Origin of the sequence: Asaia spathodeae NBRC 105894 (assembly GCF_025994195.1) — a bacterium.
Taxonomy (GTDB): domain Bacteria; phylum Pseudomonadota; class Alphaproteobacteria; order Acetobacterales; family Acetobacteraceae; genus Asaia; species Asaia siamensis.
In genome coordinates, this window is sequence record NZ_BAPY01000003.1 from 92,752 (window position 1) to 112,612 (window position 19,861).

Annotated in this window: 19 protein-coding genes; 16 read left to right on the top strand and 3 right to left on the bottom strand. The window is 61.5% G+C overall.

Translation table 11 applies throughout. From position 1 onward, the window contains the following. Window positions 1–23 precede the first annotated feature (23 nt). On the bottom strand, window positions 24–1,577 hold the full coding sequence (locus AA105894_RS03150) for a TSCPD domain-containing protein (RefSeq protein WP_267310449.1): 1,554 nt from the start codon (window positions 1,575–1,577) through the stop codon (window positions 24–26). Between the two features lie 219 nt (window positions 1,578–1,796). Here AA105894_RS03150 and mlaD point away from each other — a divergent pair, with 219 nt between their 5' ends. From mlaD to AA105894_RS03185, 7 genes are all read left to right on the top strand, one after another. Continuing rightward, complete coding sequence (mlaD, locus tag AA105894_RS03155; protein ID WP_188427171.1) at window positions 1,797–2,297, top strand: outer membrane lipid asymmetry maintenance protein MlaD; 501 nt, start codon at window positions 1,797–1,799, stop codon at window positions 2,295–2,297. Next, window positions 2,294–2,500, top strand: a complete 207-nt coding sequence (locus AA105894_RS03160) for a hypothetical protein (protein ID WP_188427170.1) — start codon at window positions 2,294–2,296, stop codon at window positions 2,498–2,500. The genes mlaD and AA105894_RS03160 overlap by 4 nt, the downstream gene beginning before the upstream one ends. Then, a complete protein-coding gene (locus AA105894_RS03165; protein ID WP_267310450.1) occupies window positions 2,497–3,315 on the top strand; it encodes a DUF2155 domain-containing protein in 819 nt (272 codons plus the stop codon). Before AA105894_RS03160 ends, AA105894_RS03165 begins: the two co-directional genes overlap by 4 nt. 126 nt (window positions 3,316–3,441) lie before the next feature. After that, a complete protein-coding gene (gene otsB, locus AA105894_RS03170) occupies window positions 3,442–4,185 on the top strand; it encodes a trehalose-phosphatase (RefSeq protein WP_267310451.1) in 744 nt (247 codons plus the stop codon). After that, window positions 4,185–5,528, top strand: a complete 1,344-nt coding sequence (locus AA105894_RS03175; protein ID WP_267310452.1) for an alpha,alpha-trehalose-phosphate synthase (UDP-forming) — start codon at window positions 4,185–4,187, stop codon at window positions 5,526–5,528. The genes otsB and AA105894_RS03175 overlap by 1 nt, the downstream gene beginning before the upstream one ends. Further along, window positions 5,525–6,025 (top strand): disulfide bond formation protein B, encoded by a 501-nt coding sequence (locus AA105894_RS03180; protein WP_188427167.1) that lies wholly within the window; start codon window positions 5,525–5,527, stop codon window positions 6,023–6,025. The genes AA105894_RS03175 and AA105894_RS03180 overlap by 4 nt, the downstream gene beginning before the upstream one ends. Window positions 6,026–6,541: 516 nt before the next feature. Continuing rightward, window positions 6,542–6,883, top strand: coding sequence for a UrcA family protein (locus AA105894_RS03185; protein ID WP_267310453.1), 342 nt, complete (start codon window positions 6,542–6,544; stop codon window positions 6,881–6,883). 11 nt (window positions 6,884–6,894) lie between these two features. On the opposite strand, the gene AA105894_RS03190 is transcribed toward AA105894_RS03185, so the two are convergent. Together AA105894_RS03190 and AA105894_RS03195 are read right to left on the bottom strand one after the other, a co-directional pair. Continuing rightward, window positions 6,895–8,511 (bottom strand): stimulus-sensing domain-containing protein, encoded by a 1,617-nt coding sequence (locus AA105894_RS03190; RefSeq protein WP_408868473.1) that lies wholly within the window; start codon window positions 8,509–8,511, stop codon window positions 6,895–6,897. Between the two features lie 189 nt (window positions 8,512–8,700). Then, window positions 8,701–9,414 (bottom strand): response regulator transcription factor, encoded by a 714-nt coding sequence (locus tag AA105894_RS03195; protein ID WP_025841044.1) that lies wholly within the window; start codon window positions 9,412–9,414, stop codon window positions 8,701–8,703. Between the two features lie 261 nt (window positions 9,415–9,675). On the opposite strand from AA105894_RS03195, the gene AA105894_RS03200 reads away from it, so the two are divergent. From AA105894_RS03200 to AA105894_RS03240, 9 genes are all read left to right on the top strand, one after another. After that, complete coding sequence (locus AA105894_RS03200) at window positions 9,676–10,248, top strand: nucleotide exchange factor GrpE (RefSeq protein WP_267310455.1); 573 nt, start codon at window positions 9,676–9,678, stop codon at window positions 10,246–10,248. Between the two features lie 129 nt (window positions 10,249–10,377). Beyond that, window positions 10,378–12,282 carry a molecular chaperone DnaK gene (gene dnaK / locus AA105894_RS03205; protein ID WP_267310456.1) on the top strand — a complete coding sequence of 635 codons (1,905 nt, stop codon included), beginning with the start codon at window positions 10,378–10,380 and terminating at the stop codon, window positions 12,280–12,282. A gap of 176 nt (window positions 12,283–12,458) precedes the next feature. Next, window positions 12,459–13,601, top strand: a complete 1,143-nt coding sequence (gene dnaJ, locus AA105894_RS03210; RefSeq protein ID WP_188427162.1) for a molecular chaperone DnaJ — start codon at window positions 12,459–12,461, stop codon at window positions 13,599–13,601. Between the two features lie 5 nt (window positions 13,602–13,606). Beyond that, window positions 13,607–14,350: a 4-hydroxy-tetrahydrodipicolinate reductase gene (gene dapB, locus AA105894_RS03215; RefSeq protein ID WP_267310457.1), complete on the top strand. Its 744-nt coding sequence runs from the start codon at window positions 13,607–13,609 to the stop codon at window positions 14,348–14,350. Window positions 14,351–14,496: 146 nt separating this feature from the next. Next, entirely contained in the window at window positions 14,497–15,684 is a 1,188-nt protein-coding gene (metK, locus tag AA105894_RS03220; RefSeq protein WP_267310458.1) for a methionine adenosyltransferase, read from the top strand. A 9-nt stretch (window positions 15,685–15,693) separates the two neighbouring features. Next, the gene (gene trmB / locus AA105894_RS03225) at window positions 15,694–16,407 is read left to right on the top strand and encodes a tRNA (guanine(46)-N(7))-methyltransferase TrmB (protein ID WP_267310513.1); all 714 of its coding nucleotides are present in this window, start codon (window positions 15,694–15,696) and stop codon (window positions 16,405–16,407) included. A gap of 24 nt (window positions 16,408–16,431) precedes the next feature. Further along, window positions 16,432–18,075 (top strand): electron transfer flavoprotein-ubiquinone oxidoreductase, encoded by a 1,644-nt coding sequence (locus AA105894_RS03230; protein ID WP_267310459.1) that lies wholly within the window; start codon window positions 16,432–16,434, stop codon window positions 18,073–18,075. Window positions 18,076–18,134: 59 nt separating this feature from the next. Then, window positions 18,135–18,884: an electron transfer flavoprotein subunit beta/FixA family protein gene (locus tag AA105894_RS03235; RefSeq protein ID WP_267310460.1), complete on the top strand. Its 750-nt coding sequence runs from the start codon at window positions 18,135–18,137 to the stop codon at window positions 18,882–18,884. Window positions 18,885–18,886: 2 nt separating this feature from the next. Further along, entirely contained in the window at window positions 18,887–19,801 is a 915-nt protein-coding gene (locus AA105894_RS03240; protein WP_267310461.1) for an FAD-binding protein, read from the top strand. Window positions 19,802–19,861 lie beyond the last annotated feature (60 nt).

The window sequence follows — 19,861 nt, forward strand, 5'->3', positions numbered from 1 at the left end:
TCCTTGCTGAGGGGTGCTTCCCCTCAGCTGACCAGACGCAGCCTGCCGCGTTCACGCGGGGGAAGATCACCGGGGATATCAAGCGGCAACATCGGATCCTCTTCAATCACATGAGGATCTTCCGGCGCACTGTCGGGCAGACGCTTGCCCAGATAACTATCTGACAGCGCCCTGAATGCATAATCAAGCAGCGATGAGGCATAGGCCGCCACCGGATCGCCCTCGACCGTGCCCGCAGGCCCGAAACGGGTATGGGCAAACTGCTCGACATAAGCCGAGAGAGGCGCGCCATGCTGCAGGCCGATTGTAACTGCCTGACCCACGCTTTCAAGCAGACCGCGCACCATCGAGCTTTCACGCCCCGGCGTCAGGGAAATCTCGCCCAGCGAACCGTCTTCATATTCCCCCGTACGCAGATAGAGGCGATGGCCACCAATGGCGGTGCGCTGCGTGAACCCGCCATGACGGGCAGGCAGAGGACGGCGGGCACCACGCTCCAGACGCGCCGTGAGCGGCAGCGACGCGCGCGGATCGGGACGTGCCGGCATGCGATCGACAAAACCCGTCAGGGCACGATGCATCGACAGATGCGCCTCCGGCCCCGGCTGCGGAAGCGGGTTCTCGCCCAGAACGGCTGCAGCCAGAGCCGCCTCGAGGCTGAGACCGCGATGGGCCAGACGCGACAGGGCACTTGCACGCAGATGACCATCGGCGCGCAGCGGAGAGAAGATCGGTGCCAGACCGCAGGATTCGACACCGAGCAGGGCATCGACAGGACCGGGCAGGGAAAAGCCGGTTTCGATCAGCGCACGATTGGGCAGATCCGGCAGGCTGTCTTCCATCTCGTCACGTATCTGGCGGCCCGTGATCTCAAGCCCGGCAATCGGGCAGGAAATGGGCGGCAGCGGCACAGGGCCAGCCCCCTGACGCGCCAGAGATGTGGCCAGCCAGCTCAGATAGCAGGCCGCATCGCGCCCGGTCTCGCTGTCGTAATCGAGACCCATCAGGGCAAGGCAGCTATCGAGATTGGTCAGAAGCAGCGTACCCGCCGGTCCACCCAGACCATCCTGCTCCGGCGCAGAGGCCGAAGGCGCGTCGAAAAGCGGCAACTCGCCATTGAGCATCGGCCCGTTGACGGCATGCAGACGACGCAGCGCCACGCAGGCGAGGCGCAGGGTCTCGACAAAACGCTCACCGTCGAAATCGCCTTCCTGAACGAATGCGGCCAGATTGACCACGAAGCCGGAGCGACGATCGACCTGCCCCTGCCAGAGGGCCGCAAGCGGCGCGATCTGGCGCTCGAGCAGGGCACCCGCCAGAGCAGGACCCAGAGCAGGCACAGGCATTTCCGTCTCACCGGGCAAGGCGGGCAGGCTGCTAAGACGATCGAGCCAGCGTGCCGCCTCGCTCGACAGACGCAGGGCGCCAGTCGAACCGGAAAGCTGCAGGAGCGCGATCGCCGCCTCGTCTTCCCAACTGGCAGGAAGAGTCACGGCACGCAGGGCGAGATCGTCAGGATCGGCAGCGACATGCGCGACGCGCATCCGCACCCCGTTCCACTGGAGAAGCGTTGTCATACCTATGAATCTAGGCCCCGAATCGGGGCTGGAAAAGGGGCTTTCGGGCCGCCGGACAGGGGATAATGGTCCGCATAATGGGGATATGGTGGATAACATTCCCCGACCCAAAGCCCGGCGGGGTGATGGACGCTGGCAAGCGAAGCCTGTAGGACTGGAACGGATCGTTTTTCCTGCGTCATTCCCTGCGCGGCCCAAGCCTGTGAGTTCCAAATCACCATGAGTTCATTGTCTGGCGTTCGCCCCCGTCGCGATCTTCTCGAACTGACGACCGGCTTTCTTGTGCTTGCCGTCCTGGCAGCCCTTCTGGTGATTGCCGTTCTGGGGCGCAGTCAGAGTGGTAATGATGGTTACAAGCTGCGCGCCGTCTTCAACCAGATCGATGGGCTGTCTGTCGGCTCCGATGTGCGACTGGCCGGCATCACAGTCGGGCACGTGACCTCCGAGACGGTCGATCCGAAAAGCTATCGTGCCGAAGTAGGCTTCACGGTGCGTGACGGCATCGAACTGCCGACCGACAGCGCCGCCATCGTGACCTCTGACAGCCTGCTGGGCGGCAAGTACATCGCCCTCTCACCCGGCGGCGACGAGAAGAACCTCAAGCCGGGCGGGATCGTGTCGCAGACACAGGGCGCGATCAGCCTCGAGCAGCTTCTGAGCAAGTTCATTTTCTCGGTCACCGACTCACTCGACAAGAGCCGCAAGGCCGCTGCCCAATGAGCAGCCCCACCCTCTGGACCGATCGTCAGGGCGCCCCCATCGCCTGCGTCGAAAAGCTCAAGGTGTTGAGAGAAAACGAGACCGAGCTGCGCCAGACATTGCAGGATGTGTTTGAGGACGCGCTGCTGATGGGGGTCGATCCTGACGCAATGCGCCGCCATCTGGTCGACATGGTCGCAGCCCTCAAGGAGCTCAACGCATGAAACGCGCCCTCTCCCGAACGGCGATGCTTGTCGCTCTGCCTCTCGCCATGGCGACTGGTACGATCATCCCTGCAGCCCTGGCTGCAGAAGCCGTTGCTCCCCCCGTCATGTATCCGGCCGATCTGTGGCAGGGTCGCGGAGAGGCGGTTATCCGCGTGCTCAACCGCACCGACTCCCATATCGAGACCCTGACCATTCCGGTTGGCGGGCAGGCGCAATATCGCAGCCTGCATCTTGGCGTCACGCGCTGCGTCGATCGCCCCGAGACCCTGCCCAGCGATTCCGCAGCCCTGATCACCACCAGCGATGACACCGATCCGGGCGGTCATTATGAGGGCTGGATTCTGGCTGAAGAGCCGTCGCTTACTGGATACAAGAGCGCGCTTTACGGCATTACCGTCATTTCCTGCTCAGGCCCGAAAACCGATCCGGCTCTGGCGCCCCTGCCACAATCAGTGGTGCCCGTGCTCACTAATGCGACACCCGAAGGCGCACAGAACCAGCCGGGTGATCTCGACGACCCCACCCATGCGGCAGCCTCCGGCGGCGCGCCGTCACAGACCCTGCCGAACGCCCCTCCGGGCTCCCTGCCAGCCAGACCGCCTGCCACACAATCCGGCGGTCCGATGGCTCTGACCCCCTTCGGCGAACAGACGGCGCCGTCGCGTCCCCCGGTTTCTGCGCCCCGTCAGATGACCGGCCAACCCCAGCATCAGGACGCAGGCGGCCCGATGCAGCTTGCCCCTCTCTCCGGAGGCAGCGCCTCGGGCAGCAACGGGCAGGCACTGCCGCCACCGCAGCCCTATAATCAATGACCCTGTAACGGGAGATAAATGACCGAAGTAATCCTCTGACCATATTATGATCAGATTTGAGGGTGATAACGCGGTTGATCCTGCATTTCGGTGCAACCGCGTATCAATGAGGAAGTTATCAGTCTCATGACAACCCCCTCTCCCTCGGCTTACTCGTCATCCGGTCCCTTAGCTCCCTCGCTGGACCGTGCGGCATTTCTGCTCGATTTCGACGGGACTCTGGTCGATATTGCACCGACCCCTGACAGTGTTCAGGTCGAGCCCGGCCTTATCGACACCCTCCTGCGCCTGAGAGATCTTTGCGGTGGCGCCCTCGCCATCGTAACCGGCAGACCCATAGCCCAGATCGACCATTTCCTGCCTGGCATTCCGACAGCTGTCGCGGGCGAGCATGGATTGACCCTGCGTCGCAGCCCGGACGGCGCTGAAGAGCCCGTCAGCGCCAGCCCGATACCCACAGCATGGCAGCAACAGGCCGAAGCCCTTGTCAGCCAGTTTCCCGATACGGCTCTGGAGCGCAAGAAGGCCGGTCTGGTGCTGCATTATCGCGGCAATCCTGCTGCCGAAACGCCTTTCAGGACCGCCATCGAAACATGGCTTTCGGGGCAGGATATTTTCGAAATCCACCCCTCCAAAATGGCATGGGAAATCCGGCTCGCCGGTATCCACAAGGGCAACGCCGTCGAGGCCCTGATGGCACAGGCTCCTTTCGCAGGGCGCATTCCCGTCTTTGTGGGCGATGATGTGACCGATATGGACGGTGTGCGGGCAGCCAAGGCGATGGGGGGATATGGCTATCTCATCCCCGATGATTTCAGGACCGCTCATGATTTCCGGGCCTGGCTCGCCCAGCTTGGGGAGAATGCCTGATGGGTCGCCTCGTTGTCGTTTCCAACCGTGTTCCCGCCCCTCGTGAACGCAGTCAGCCAGCAGGGGGCCTCGCCGTCGGTGTGCGCGATGCCGTGCGCGGCACTGAAAGCCTGTGGTTCGGATGGTCCGGGCGTCATACCAGTCAGTCGAAAGACCAGACACCCAAGCTCGACACGCATGAGAGCTGCACCTATGCCACGATCGATCTGACGCGCAGCGAGTATGAGCATTTCTACGAGAATTTTTCGAACGGATTACTCTGGCCGCTCTGTCATTATCGTATCGGCATCATCAATTACAAACGCACCGATTATAAGGTCTATCGCGAGGTCAACGCGCTCTTTGCCGATCAGCTCGTGCCCCTGCTGCGCGATGACGACACGATCTGGATCCATGATTACCATCTCTTCCCGCTGGGCGCGAAACTGCGCAGACGCGGGGTCAAGGCGAAGATCGGCTTCTTCCTGCATATTCCCTTTCCGCCCTGGAGCGTGACCCGCGTCCTGCCCTGTGCCGAGGAAATGCTGCGTGAAATGGCGGCTTATGACCTGATCGGTGTGCAGACCGCTGAAGACGCCCGCAACATGGATGGCTGCTTCGAAGCCAATAACCTGCCCAACCGCGCCGCGCATTTTCCGATCGGTATCGACCCGGTCGAATTCGGCGAACAGGCCATCCAGAACGTGATGGCCGAAGAGGTACAACGCCTGCAGGCCTCACTGCGAGGGCGCAAGCTCATTCTGGGTGTCGATCGCCTCGATTATTCCAAGGGTATTCCCGAGCGTATCCATGGCTATGAGACCTTTCTGAACCGCTATCCTGAGCACAAGGGCGAGACGGTTCTGCTTCAGATCACCCCGGTCTCTCGCGCAGGGGTCGCGAGCTATCGCGCCCTGCGCCGTGAACTGGACGAGATGGCGGGCCATATCAACGCCATGCACGGTAATTTCGACTGGTCGCCCATACGTTATCTGACCCAGTCCGTGCCGCGCGAGGTCCTTGCCGGGTTCCATCGCATCGCCGATGTCGCCCTTGTCACCCCGCTGCGGGACGGCATGAACCTTGTGGCCAAAGAGTTTGTGGCGGCCCAGAGCCCCGATAACCCGGGGGCGCTCATTCTCTCCTCCCTCGCCGGTGCTGCACCGGAAATGGAAGAAGCCCTCATGGTAAATCCCTATGACCATGAAGGCATTGCCGATGCCATTCATGCCGGGATCACAATGAGCCTTGAAGAGCGGCAAAGACGCTGGCAGGCTCTGCACAAGGACGTCACCCAGAATACAGCGGCAAACTGGGCTGACAGCTTTCTTGAAATGCTCAGAGAGACAAAAGGACAGGGATGATCGCGCGACTGACCGGTGGATTGATGTTTTTCGCCGGTATGGCCGCAATCGGCGTGGCGTGGTGGGCCGAGCATATTCTCGGCTATGCCCCGTGCGAACTCTGCCTGATAGAGCGCGCGCCTTGGCGCATCGTCTCTTTTCTGGGCGTTATCGCCCTTCTCATCCCCGGTATGGTCGGTTTCTGGGCGACTGTACTCGCCCTGCCTGCACTCGCCGCCTCGGTCATGCTGGCTGGCATCCATAATGGTGTCGAGCAGAAATGGTGGGAGAGCCCGCTGCCTGCCTGCCATGCGCCAGTCTTTCATGCGGGCGCGAGCTTTCACGACCGCATGGCCTCCATGCCCATGCGCCCGGCCAAGCCCTGTGATGACCCGACCTATCTCTTTCATCTGCCTGTTTCGATGACAGTGCTTGGCGGTATCGCCGCCGCCCTGCTTTTCATCATCGTCAGCTATAGCGTGGTGCTTCAGGCACGACGCTGGCACGCCGCCCGCTGACATCCTGCGTCAGGGATTATCCCTGAACTGCAAATAAAGAGAAAATCCACCTTTCTGCACCTGCCTGCATGGGCGAACGCCCCACGGATAGACTTCCTGCGGGCGACAGAAAGAGCCGTGTGGCATGGCGGCGTAACGGCGCCTGACCACGCAGCTGCAAAAAGACAGGTCTAAAGCAAACGGCCTTTATTCGATCCGCCTTCCGGAAAACGGCTGGCAGAGCCTCATACGGTGCGGTTAACGACGCACGCCGCGAGAAACGCACTGCTCTCTCTGCCCCCGACAAAAAGATGGGGGCACAAATCATGGTCGTTGCAACGAGGGTTCTTTCTCCGATAGCAAGAATTGCCATTTATAACGAAAAACAGTCTCTTTGCGGCAATTTGTACCCATCAAAAGAGCTGCCCCCAATTCTTTTCGGATAAAAACACTGCAAATTCGAGTTTGGCATGGCTTTTGCAAGAGGGAGATCATACCGCCGGACGATGGGTCCGGCGCTTCAAAAAGGATCTCACCATGTTCGGTTTCGCCAAGTCTTTCGTTGCCACCGTCAGCTTCATCGCCATCGCTGCCCAGCCTGCTTTTGCAGAAAACCGCATCGCGCCGAGCGACAACACCGCACAGATCGATATCACGCATGTCGATCTCAAATCAGACCGCGACTGGAACCGCGTTGCAGATGCCATTCATGCCAAGGCTGCCGATATCTGCGAACGCACCGTGGGCGCCAGCGACCAGCGCGCTGCCGATGTCGATGCCTGCACCCAGACCTCGTACGAAAACGCCGTGCAGCAGATGCGTGACATCTATGCCCGTCGCGTTGCTGCTGCGAGCCAGACCCGTCTGGCTCGTTCGTGAGGGCAAAAGCGCTAGAGGGCGCGCGGCAGAAGTATGACGAAGCAGGCACCGATAATCCGACCCGCTTCGTCATAACGGTTTTCGGCATGAAGCGTACCGTGAAGGGCTTCGATGATCTGACGGCTGATCGCAAGACCAAGCCCTGAGTGCTGACCGAAATTCTCCGTCTGGGGACGTTCGGAATAGAAGCGGTCGAAAATATCCTCGAGCTTGAGCGGGGGAATCCCTGGCCCCTCATCACTGACCGTAATACGGATCTGCCGGTCGACAGGCCGCATGAACAGCGTAATCCGCCCGCGTGGGGGCGAGAACGAAATCGCATTGCCAATCAGGTTGCGCAACACCTGCACCAGACGATCTTCCACCGCCAGCACCCGCAAGGGATGAACGGCGTCGTCATGGGAGTCGTCGAGAACGATAATGGCATCTTCAGGCTTGCGCGTGGTCTGATGCATCTCCGTCAGGATAGAGAGCAGCATCCCCACAGCCACAGGCTCAGACCGGGCGCGTGAGAGTTCAGCGTCGATACGGCTGGCATCGGCAATATCGGTAATCAGCCTGTCCAGACGGCGCACATCGTTGTTGATGATGGCCAGAAGCCGCGTCTGACGTTCGCGATTCTCGATACGCGGCAGAGTCTCGATGGCGGAACGGATGGACGATAGCGGGTTCTTGATTTCGTGACTGACATCGGCAGCAAAGCGCTCGATGGCGTCCATACGGGCCCAGAGCGCCAGCACGCTGCCACGCAAGGCTCGCGCCAGAACACCGATCTCATCGCGGCGTACCAGCAGGGATTCAGGCACCGTATCGGCACGTCCGGCCATATCGCGCATGTCATGCGACGCAACGGCGAGACGCAGCAAAGGCCGGGCGATGGTGATCGAGAGATACCAGGACAGAAGCACTGTCACGGCCATGGCTGCCAGAAAGAGCGAGAGAATGGAGGAGCGCACGGCGAAAAGCGACCGATCGACCTCCTGCGCCTGTCGTGTCAGCTGGATGACCCCTACCGTCTGACCGTCATGAATGACCGGCTCGGCCACAGTAATGACCAGCTCATGTTCAGGCGTACGCCTGATATAAGGGGCGGCCTCTGCGCCGCGATATTCACCAGCAGAACGCAAAGGCGGCGGGCCGTCCTGATTTTCCAACGTCACGATGCCTTCGCGTGACGATAGCGGCAGAAGGGACAGCAGCCATTCATAGGCAATTTCGATGCCGTTATTGCGCGGCGGCTGCCAGCGTGGCGGGGGTACAGGCTCGCCAGCGCCAGACCGTCCCTTGCGATCGCGCCGCACGAGGGCAGCCTCGTTCAGACTATCTGCCACCAATGTGCCGTCAGGCCCGACCAGACGGGCGCGCACATTGGGGCTGGGTTCGGTCAGGCGCAGCAGGAGCGGGCGGGCCTGCGCCCCGTCAAGCATGAACTCTGCACCCGGAAAAGGATGGCGCGCCGGGTCGCGCACCACGGCAATCTGCCCCATGGCGGCGGCATAGATATGCGCCTGCTCACGCAGCGCATTCACATCGGTTTCGAGCAGACTGTTCTGGAAATCGTTCAGGAAAAGCAGCGTGACCGCAAGAATGGCCAGAGGCAGCGTATTGAGCAGGAAGATACGCCGCATGAGCGGCGAGGCAAAACGCGGCAGATGAAAGCGCCGCTCCGTCTGCGTCCCGTCGCGTCCGGCCTCCAGTGCCAGCGTGTCGCCATAGCGAAAGGACCGCCTGCGCAGACGACGGATCACTCGCGCCAGCAGGCCGGGCGCACCCCGGCGCGACCGTCTGCCAATGGACTCACGCTGGGGCATGGCCGGTCAGTCTTCCTTGTAACGATAACCTATGCCGTAGAGCGTCTCGATCTGATTGAAGTTATCGTCGATCTGCCTGAATTTTTTGCGCACGCGCTTGATATGGCTGTCGATCGTGCGGTCATCGACATAGATGTTCTCGCCATAGGCGGCATCGATCAGCTGATCGCGCGATTTCACCATGCCGGGGCGCAGGGCAAGCGCCTTGACCAGCAGAAACTCGGTGACAGTCAACATGATATCCTGACCTGCCCAAAGGCATTGATGGCGCGTCTCATCCAGCGTCAGACTGCCACGCACGATGGCGGCGCCACCGGTCGAGACGCCACTGCCCTCGGCACGGCTGGCATCCTGACGGCGCAACAGGGCGCGAATGCGCTCCAGCAGCAGGCGCTGTGAGAAAGGCTTGGTGATGTAGTCGTCAGCGCCGAGGCGCAGCCCCATGAGCTGGTCGAGTTCCTCGTCCTTGGACGAGAGAAAAATGACCGGCAGGGCCGAGCGCGCGCGCAGACGCTGGAGCAGCTCCATGCCATCCATGCGCGGCATCTTGATATCGAGCACCGCCAGGCTGACCGGCCGCGCCTGAATCCCCTGCAGAGCGGCCTCGCCATCGGTATAGGTGTGCACGACAAACCCCTCCGCTTCGAGCGCCATCTGGACCGAAGTGAGAATATTGCGATCGTCATCCACCAGGGCGATGGTGTGCTTTGTCGTCTCCATGCGCGATGCATCCGCCTTCAATTTCTGCCTGTTGCCAATAACAGGGGGGTTGGCATATGGCTTGTGGCAGCCACCTATATCTTACCACGCGGCTGCGCCCAAGACGGGGCAGCTGAAAACGGTCGGACATCCCGGGATGGTCGACCGGTGTCTTTCGTGGCTTCTTGCGGCCATACTCGCCCCGAAGCGGGGGAGCACGCCAGAAGCCGACCCTATGACGCCCGGTCCTGCCGGGCCAGAATTTTCGAGGTTGCGACCACGATGACCACTGAAAACGCGCTGCACGAAGAGCAGAACGAAACCCCGACCCCCGAGACAGCAGAAGCACAGACCGAGGCCAAGACCCCGGAAGCCCGCATTGCCGAGCTTGAGGCGCAGGTCGAGGAATTCCGCGACAAATGGATGCGCTCCGAGGCCGAGATGCAGAACTACCGCACGCGCGCCAAGCGCGAGGTGGAAGATGCCCGCCAGTATGCCGTGCAGAAATTTGCCAAGGATGTCGTTGAAGCTGCCGAGAACCTGCAGCGCGGCCTCGCCTCGCTTCCCGCCAAGGGCGAGAACGAAGACGGGCTGATCAGCAAGCTGCGCGAGGGCTTCGAGAGCACCGAGCGCTCCTTCGTCGGCATTCTCGAGCGCAATGGCATCACCTGCCAGCACCCGGTCGGCGAGGTGTTCGACGCCAATCTGCATCAGGCGATGGCCGAGCAGCCGAGCGACGAGCATCCGGACGGCACGGTGATGCAGGCATGGACGCCCACATGGACGCTGCACGGCCGTCTGCTGAAGCCCGCCATGGTCGTTGTCGCCAAGGGTGGAAACAAAGCGGCAGAATGAGGCTTGAAACCCTCAACAAGGCCTCCTAGATTTTATGAGTAACCCGCCCCTGCCGAGGCAGGGAGACGAAAACAAGGGCGTTGCCCGGTGCCTGATTGGGCCGGACAGCGCCGCTGAAAGGACTGAAATATGAGCAAAGTCATTGGTATTGACCTTGGCACCACGAACTCTTGCGTCGCGATCCGCGAAGGCGATGAGACCAAGGTCATCGAAAACAGCGAAGGCGCACGCACGACGCCGTCGATGGTCGCATTCACCGCAAATGGTGAGCGTCTGGTCGGCCAGGCCGCGAAGCGCCAGGCCGTCACCAACCCTTCCGATACGCTGTATGCCGTCAAGCGCCTGATTGGCCGTCGCTATGACGATCCGACCGTCACCAAGGACAAAGAAATGGTCCCGTACGAGATCGTACGTGGTGACAACGGCGACGCCTGGGTGCGCGCACGCGGCGAAAACTACGCCCCTTCGCAGATCTCGGCTTTCGTGCTGGGCAAGATGAAGGAAACCGCTGAAGCCTATCTCGGTGAGACCGTTTCCCAGGCCGTCATCACGGTTCCTGCCTACTTCAATGATGCCCAGCGTCAGGCCACGCGCGATGCCGGTCGTATCGCCGGTCTCGAAGTGCTGCGTATCATCAACGAGCCGACCGCTGCCGCTCTGGCCTATGGCCTTGGCAAGCGCGATTCCGGCACCGTTGCCGTCTACGATCTCGGCGGTGGTACGTTCGACGTGTCCATCCTCGAAATCTCCGACGGCGTCATCGAGGTGAAGTCCACCAACGGTGACACGTTCCTCGGTGGTGAAGACTTCGATAACCGCATCATCGGTTACCTGGCAGACGAGTTCAAGCGCGACCAGGGCATCGACCTGCGCGGCGACAAGCTTGCCCTGCAGCGCCTGAAGGAAGCCGCTGAGAAGGCCAAGATCGAGCTTTCCTCCTCCAAGGAAACCGAGATCAACCTGCCCTTCATCACGGCCGATGCCTCGGGTCCGAAGCATCTCGTGGTCAAGCTGAGCCGCGCCAAGCTGGAAAGCCTGGTTGATGATCTGGTCCAGCGTACGCTTGGCCCGTGCCGTGCAGCCCTCAAGGATGCATCGGTTACCCCGGCCGAGATCGACGAAGTCATTCTCGTTGGTGGCATGACGCGTATGCCGAAGGTCATCGAGACGGTTAAGCAGTTCTTCGGCAAGGAACCGGCCCGCAACGTCAACCCTGACGAAGTGGTCGCCATCGGTGCCGCCGTTCAGGGTGCTGTGCTCAAGGGCGACGTCAAGGATGTGCTGCTGCTCGACGTGACCCCGCTTTCGCTGGGTATCGAGACGCTGGGCGGTGTCTTCACCCGTCTGATTGATCGCAACACGACGATCCCGACCAAGAAGAGCCAGACCTTCTCGACGGCAGAAGACAACCAGAACGCCGTGACCATCAAGGTCTATCAGGGCGAGCGCGAAATGGCGGCAGACAACAAGCTGCTCGGCAATTTCGACCTCACCGGGATTGCACCGGCTCCGCGTGGCGTGCCGCAGATCGAGGTCACCTTCGACATCGACGCCAACGGCATCGTCAATGTGTCGGCCAAGGACAAGGCGACCAACAAGGAACAGCAGATCAAGATCCAGGCTTCTGGTGGTCTGAACGATGCCGATATCGACCGCATGGTGAAGGAAGCCGAGGCCAATGCCACGGCAGACAAGGCCAAGCGCGAGATGGTCGAGCAGCGCAACAGCGCCGAGGCCCTGATCCATCAGACCGAAAAGTCGCTGACCGAAGCTGGTGACAAGGTTCCGGCTGCTGACAAGGCAGAGGCTGAAGCCGCAGTGGCTGCTACCCGCGAAGCCATGAACGGTACGGATCTCGAAGCCCTGAAATCGGCTACCGAGCGTCTGACTCAGGCTGCGATGAAGATCGGCCAGGCTGTCTATGCCCAGTCTCAGGCAGAAGAGGGTGCCGCCGGTGGCGAAGCCCATGCTGCCAAGGACGAAAACGTTGTCGACGCCGACTTCGAAGACGTGGACGACAGCAAGAAGCACTGAGTTCCACGCAGAGGGGGGCTCTGCCCCCTTCTCGGGAAGCTTCCCGCTTTCAGCGCCCGTCCTTCCCTTGGGAGGGGCGGGCGTTTCGACGTTCTGATCACCCCCGCCTTTGTCATTGCGGTGACAAGGCCTGATCTGGCGCCCCTTGACCCCTGGATCTCCTGACGAGGACTCCCATGGCCACCAAAATCGATTTTTACGCCGTTCTTGAAGTCACGCGCACAGCGACTGCCGATGAGCTGAAAAAGGCCTATCGCAAGCAGGCCATGCGCTATCACCCCGATCGTAACCCGGGTGACGAGACAGCCGAACACAAGTTCAAGGAAATCAACGAGGCCTATGACGTCCTGAAGGATGAGCAGAAGCGCGCTGCCTATGATCGCTTCGGCCACGCTGCATTCGAGAATGGCGGCATGGGCGGCGGTGGCGGCTTTGGCGGTTTCGGTGGCGGTGGCCTCGACGACATCTTCGAGATGTTCGGCGACATGATGGGGGGGCGTCGTGGTGGCGGTCGCCGTCGCACGGGCAACGACATTCAGGTGCAGGTCGAGATCACGCTGAGTGAAGCCTATGCGGGCGTCAAGAAGCCGGTCGAGATCCGCACACGCGTCACCTGCGAAAGCTGCCACGGCTCGGGCTCGGCAGACAGCAATGCCGGTGACACCACCTGCCCCACCTGTCACGGTGCAGGCGCCGTGCGGGCGCAGCAGGGCTTTTTTCTGGTCGAGCGACCCTGCCCGACCTGCCATGGTTCGGGCAAGGTCGTGCGCAATCCGTGCAAGAGCTGCCGTGGCGCTGGCACGACCGAGAAAACACGCACGCTCGACATCGCCATTCCGGCCGGTGTGGAAGACGGCACACGCATCCGTCTCACGGGTGAGGGTGAGGCCGGAGGTAGCAATGTGCAGCCCGGCGATCTCTATGTGCATGTCTCGGTGGGAGGCAGCGACATCTTCCAGCGTGACGGGGCCAATATCTACTGCCGCGTGCCCCTGCGCATGACACAGGCCGCACTCGGCACCGAGATCGAGGTGCCGGTCATCGATGGCAGCCGCGCCAAGGTGAAAATTCCCGCAGGGACACAGACCGGCGAGAATTTCCGTCTGCGTGGCAAGGGCTTCTCGGTGCTGCGCTCCAGCGCGCGCGGTGACATGTATATCCAGGTTGCTGTCGAAACACCGCACCAGCTCAGCCCGCGCCAGAAGGAACTGCTTGAGGAGTTCGAGGCCGAAGCCGGCGAAACCCAGGATCAGGAAAAGGCCAATCCCGAACATACGGGGTTCTTCGCCAAGGTCCGGGATTTCTTCGAAGGGAAGTAAACACGATGCGTATCGGGATTGCAGGCATTACGGGGCGCCTTGGCGCACTTTGCGCCGAAGAAGTGGTGGCGGCACAACTCCATCTTTCCGGCGGGCTGGCCCGCAAACCCGACGCATTGCGCCATATCGTGACCGACCCTGCCCGTCTGGCAGGGTGCAGCGATGTGGTGATTGACGTGAGCAGCCCCGAGGCAACCTGCGCCAATGCCGAAGCCTTTGCTCAGGCGCGCTGCGCCTGGGTGATCGGCACGACAGGGTTCAACGCCGAGCAGGAAGAGGCCATCATCCGCGCCTCAACGCAGATTCCGGTTCTGCGGGCAGCGAATTTTGCTCCAGGTCTGACCATGCTGCTCGATCTGGCCCGTCAGCTCGGCGCCAAACTCCCCGCCGATGAATATGACGCGGAAATTCTCGAGACACATCATCGTCAGAAGCGCGATGCGCCCTCGGGCACGGCCCTCGCCATTGGTGAACAGTTTGCAGAAGGCCGCAAGGTGGCTCTGGCCGATGTCATCGAGACAGACCGTTCGGGGCTGCGCAGCGACGGGGCGATCGGTTTTGCCTCTCTGCGCGCCGGGCAGATTGTCGGCGAGCACAGTCTGATCCTCACATCGGGCACAGAGCAGATTACCCTGTCGCACCGGGCCTTCGACAGGCGTGTTTTTGCCCAGGGCGCAGTCAAGGCGGCGCGGTGGCTGGTTGGTAAACCTGCAGGGCTCTATGACATGACGGAAATATTCGAGGCCTGAAGCGCATCCCTTTTCCGGCTGAAACATAACAATCTCTTGACCCCTGCGGCTTTATGCCTCTAAGGACAGCCCTCTCTTGCGGTACGGGCGCAGGTTGTTGCGCGTCCGCACTCCTTTCTTTCACTCATTCCCTGCGAGGTCCCTGAGTGCGTAACTACGGCGAATTTCTCTTCACATCGGAATCCGTTTCTGAAGGTCACCCGGACAAGGTCTCCGACCGGATCAGCGATACCGTTCTGGACGCTTATCTGGAAGCCGACCCGGAAGCCCGCGTTGCGTGCGAAACCCTCTGCACCACAAACCGCGTTGTTCTGGCCGGTGAAGTCCGCGGCCCGGCCTCGGTGACCAGCGATCTGCTGATCGAGCGTGCACGTCAGGCCATCAAGGATATCGGCTACGATCAGGAAGGCTTCTCCTGGAAGAACGCCGAAATTACCTCTCTTCTGCATGCGCAGTCCGCCGACATCGCTGTCGGTGTCGATAGCGCCGGCGAAAAGGATGAAGGTGCGGGCGATCAGGGCATCATGTTCGGCTTCGCCACCCGCGAGACCGAGCACCTCATGCCGGCTCCGCTCTATTATGCGCAGTCGATCCTCGAAAAGGTTCGCGACTACCGCAAGAGCGGCCATGCCCTGGGCGTCGGCCTGCTGCCGGATGCCAAGAGCCAGGTCACGCTGCGCTATGTCGATGGCAAGCCCGTCGGTGCGACCTCGGTCGTGATCTCGACACAGCACATCGAAGGCATGCGCCAGAACACCATTCGCGAAATGCTGCGCGAAGTGGTCCGTGAAGTCCTGCCGGAAGGCTGGATGTGCCCGGAAGAGGAATTCTACGTCAATCCGACGGGTAACTTCGTGATCGGTGGTCCCGATGGCGATGCGGGCCTGACGGGTCGCAAGATCATCGTCGACACCTATGGCGGTGCAGCCCCTCATGGCGGCGGTGCCTTCTCGGGCAAGGACCCCACCAAGGTCGACCGCTCGGCAGCCTATGCCGCACGCTACCTGGCCAAGAACGTGGTCGCTGCCGGTCTGGCCGATCGCTGCACCATCCAGCTCAGCTACGCCATTGGCGTGTCCAAGCCGCTTTCGGTCTATGTCGATCTCGACGGGACGGGCAAGGACATCGACGAAGCGCGTCTGGGCAAGCTGCTCAACGAGCTGGTCGATCTGTCGCCCCGCGGCATCCGCAAGCATCTGCGCCTGAACCGTCCGATCTATGTGCCGACTTCGGCCTACGGACATTTCGGTCGCGTGCCCGATCCGGTGCTGGACAACTTCACGTGGGAGCAGGCCGATCTGGTCAGCTCGCTGCGCGGTGCCCTCAACCGCTGAGGTCCCCAACTGTCTGACACGTCTCTCAAGTCCCAGCCTGAGCGGCTTTACGGCCGCCAGCGCGGGCACCCGCTACGCGCCCGCCAGCAGCGCCTCCTCGATGAGGCTCTGCCCCGGCTCCGTCTGAACCCCGAGCAGGCAACCGACCCGAAAGCCGCCTTTACCGGTGCGCCGGTGGATGCTGTCTGGCTCGAAATCGGGTTCGGCGGGGGCGAGCATGCGCTCGATCAGGCGCAACGCAACCCGGATGTCGGCTATATCGCCTCCGAGGTTTTCGAAAATGGCCTCTGCTCTCTCATGTCCCGCATCGTGCCGGAGGGGGAAGAAGAGACCATCACGCCGCCGGATCATTTCCGTATCTGGCCCGACGATGCGCGCCAGCTTCTGAAATCCCTGCCCGATGGCTGTCTCGACCGGGCCTATCTGATGTTCCCCGATCCGTGGCCCAAGGCACGCCACGCCAAGCGACGTTTCATCCATCCGGAGAATATTCGCGAACTGGCCCGTCTGCTGAAGCCCGGCGCCATCTGGCGCGTTGCCAGCGATCATCCCGTCTATCAGGACTGGGTGTTCGAGATCATGGGCGCGCAGGATCTCTTCGATGCGCCCCCGCCCGCCAGAGGCGAACGCCCCGAAGGCTGGTCGCCCACACGCTATGAAGCCAAGGCCTACCGCGAAGGCCGCGTGCCGTTCTACTGGACGTTCACGCGACGCGGTGCCTGACACCGAGTTGAACCGGAACACCGTATGAGCACGCAAATCGAACGCGAAGAAATGGAATTCGACGTGGTGATCGTCGGCGGCGGCCCTGCCGGGCTTTCCGCCGCGATCCGGTTGCGTCAGCTCATGCCTGAGGCCACGATCTGCCTTGTCGAAAAGGGCAGCGAAATCGGGGCGCATATCGTCTCGGGCGCCGTCATCGAGCCCCGCGCGCTGGCTGAGCTCTTCCCCGACTGGCAGGAACGCGGCGCACCGCTCAAAACCCCGGTAACGGAAGAAAAAGTGCTCTTCCTCACCGAAAAGCGCGGCTTTGCCATTCCCTTCATCGACAAGCTCATGCCCGCCATGGCCAATCACGGCAATTATGTCGTGTCGCTGGGCGAGGTCTGCCGGTGGCTTGCTGCCCAGGCCGAGGAAATGGGCATCGAGATCTATCCCGGCTTCGCCGCAGCCGAACCCTATATCGAGGATGGCCGTCTGTGCGGTGTCATCACCGGCGATATGGGCATCACCCGCGAGGGCGAGCAGGGGCCGAATTTCGCACCGGGCATGATCCTGCGCGCCAGACAGACCATCCTGACCGAAGGCGTGCGGGGCTCGATCAGCCAGCGCGTGATGAAGCAGTTCAATCTGCGTCAGGGCGTAGACCCGCAGACCTACGGGCTCGGCATCAAGGAAGTCTGGGAAATCCCGGCCGAAAAGCACAGACCCGGCTTCGTGCAGCACAGCTTCGGCTGGCCGATGGACGATGGTACCTATGGCGGGGCCTGGCTTTACCATTTTGGCGAAAATCTCGTCTCCTATGGCTTCGTGACCGGGCTCGATTACAGCAATACCTGGCTTTCTCCGTTTCAGGAGATGCAGCGCGTCAAGACCCATCCCGAATTCGCCAGACATCTTGAAGGCGGTCGCCGTCTGATCTACGGCGCCCGCGCCCTGTCGGAAGGTGGCTTCCAGTCTCTGCCGCGCCTTTCTTTCCCCGGCGGTGTGCTGGCAGGTGATTCCGCAGGTTTCCTGAACATGCCCAAGATCAAGGGCACCCATACCGCCATGAAGTCCGGCATGCTCGCCGCAGAAGCCGTGGCCGAGGCGCTGGCGAGCGAGGGCCCTTGTGAGGCGACAAGCTATACGCGCCGCTTCAAGAGTTCCTGGCTGTTCAAGGAGCTTTTCGAGGCCCGCAATATCCGTCCGGCTTTCGCACGCTGGGGCAATCGTCTCGGTGCGCTCTATGCCGGGATCGACAGCCTGGTTTTCCGCGGTCGTGCGCCCTGGACGCTGCATTTCCGCCATACGGATCACGAGACCCTCAAACCGGCCGATCAGTGCAAGCCCATCGATTATCCCAAGCCCGATGGCACACTGACCTTCGATCTCACCTCATCGGTCTTCCTGTCGGGCACCAATCACGAAGAAGACCAGCCGGTTCATCTGAAGCTCCGCGACCCGTCGAAATGGCTGCCCATCAACTGGAAGATTTTCCGCTCGCCCGAGAGCCGTTACTGCCCTGCCGGTGTCTATGAGGCGCTGGAAGAAAACAGCACCATGCGTCTTCAGATCAACGCGCAGAACTGCGTGCACTGCAAGACCTGCGACATCAAGGACCCGACCCAGAATATCGACTGGTGCGTCCCCGAAGGTGCAGGCGGTCCGAATTATCCGGTCGGTATGTGATTTTGACTCGCAATAGGGTATGAACCCTGACGACAAATTCCAGGATCGGCGAGAAACAGATGAAGATAGTGGTCCCGGTCAAGCGGGTGGTGGATTACAACATCAAGCCCCGCGTCAAGGCCGATAACAGCGGTGTCGACACGCAGGGCGTGAAGATGTCGATGAATCCCTTCGATGAAATAGCTGTGGAAGAAGCCGTCCGGCTTCGCGAAAAAGGCGCTGCCTCGGAAATCGTGGTGGTGACCATCGGTGTCGCCGAGGCCCAGCCGGTTCTGCGCACGGCCATGGCCATGGGGGCCGATCGCGCCATTCTGGTGCAGACCGATGCCGAGCTTGAACCGCTGGCCGTCGCCAAGCTGCTCAAGACCATCGTGGATCGCGAAAATCCAGGTCTGGTCATCATGGGCAAGCAGGCGATCGATGACGACATGAATGCCACGGGCCAGATCCTGGCTGCGCGTCTCAACTGGCCGCAGGGTACGTTTGCCAACGCCGTCACCGTGGAAGAAGGCTGCATTACCGTCGTCCGCGAAGCCGATGGCGGCCTCGAAACCGTGCGTCTGGCACTGCCTGCCGTGGTCACGACCGACCTGCGTCTCAACGAGCCGCGCTATGCCACCATGCCCAACATCATGAAGGCCAAGAAAAAGCCGCTTGAGACCATCGCTGCCGATACGCTGGGTGTGGATATCACGCCGCGTCTCGAGACCGTCAGGGTTGTCGAGCCGCCCGTGCGCAAGGCCGGTATCAAGGTGTCGAGCGTTGCCGAGCTGGTCGGCAAGCTGCGTGACGAAGCAAAGGTGATCTGAACATGACAACTCTGGTTCTGATCGAAGCCGAAGGCGCCTCCATCAAGAAGGCCAGCCTTTCAGCCGTTGCCGCTGCCCGCGCCTTCGGTGATGTCGATGTCCTGCTGGTGGGTCCTGAAGGCGCCCAGGAAGCCGCCCGGATCGACGGCATCATTCGCGTCCTTCATGCCGATTCGACGCCGCAGCTGGCCGAATGCGTTGCTGCCCTGATTGCCGATCGTGCTGGAGATTACGATCATATCGTCTCCGCGGCCACTGCCTATGGCAAGAACATCCTGCCACGCGCAGCCGGGCTGCTGGACGTGCAGCCCATCACCGAAGTTGTCGAGATCATCGACGCCGATACCTTCGTGCGCCCGATCTATGCCGGAAGCGCATTGGCGACTGTCCGCTCGCGCGACGCCCTCAAGGTGCTGACCATACGCAATGCCAGCTTCGAAGCGGCAAAGCTGGGTGAATCACCTGCGCCGATCGAGACCGTTTCAGCCGCGGTCGAAGTGCCGGATGCGGAATATGTCGGCATCGCGCTCACCCATTCCGATCGTCCCGAACTGGAATCGGCCCGCGTGGTGATTTCTGGCGGTCGCGGCCTGAAAGATGCCGCCAATTTCAAGCTGCTCGAACCCGTAGCCGACAAGCTGGGTGCGGCTATCGGGGCCTCACGCGCGGCTGTCGATGCCGGCTTCGCCCCTAACGAGATGCAGGTCGGTCAGACCGGCAAGATCGTGGCACCCGACCTCTATATCGCCGTCGGTCTGTCAGGTGCGATCCAGCATCTGGCGGGCATGAAGGACAGTCGCGTGATCGTGGCCATCAACATGGACCCCGAAGCCCCGATCTTCAGCGTGGCCGATTATGGTCTCGTCGGCGATCTCTTCGAGGTGCTGCCCCAGCTCAAGGCCGAACTCGGCGCCTGAGTCAGCCCCCTGTCTGGTCAACGATCATCGGATCATGACCAGACAACACGCCGTCATTCC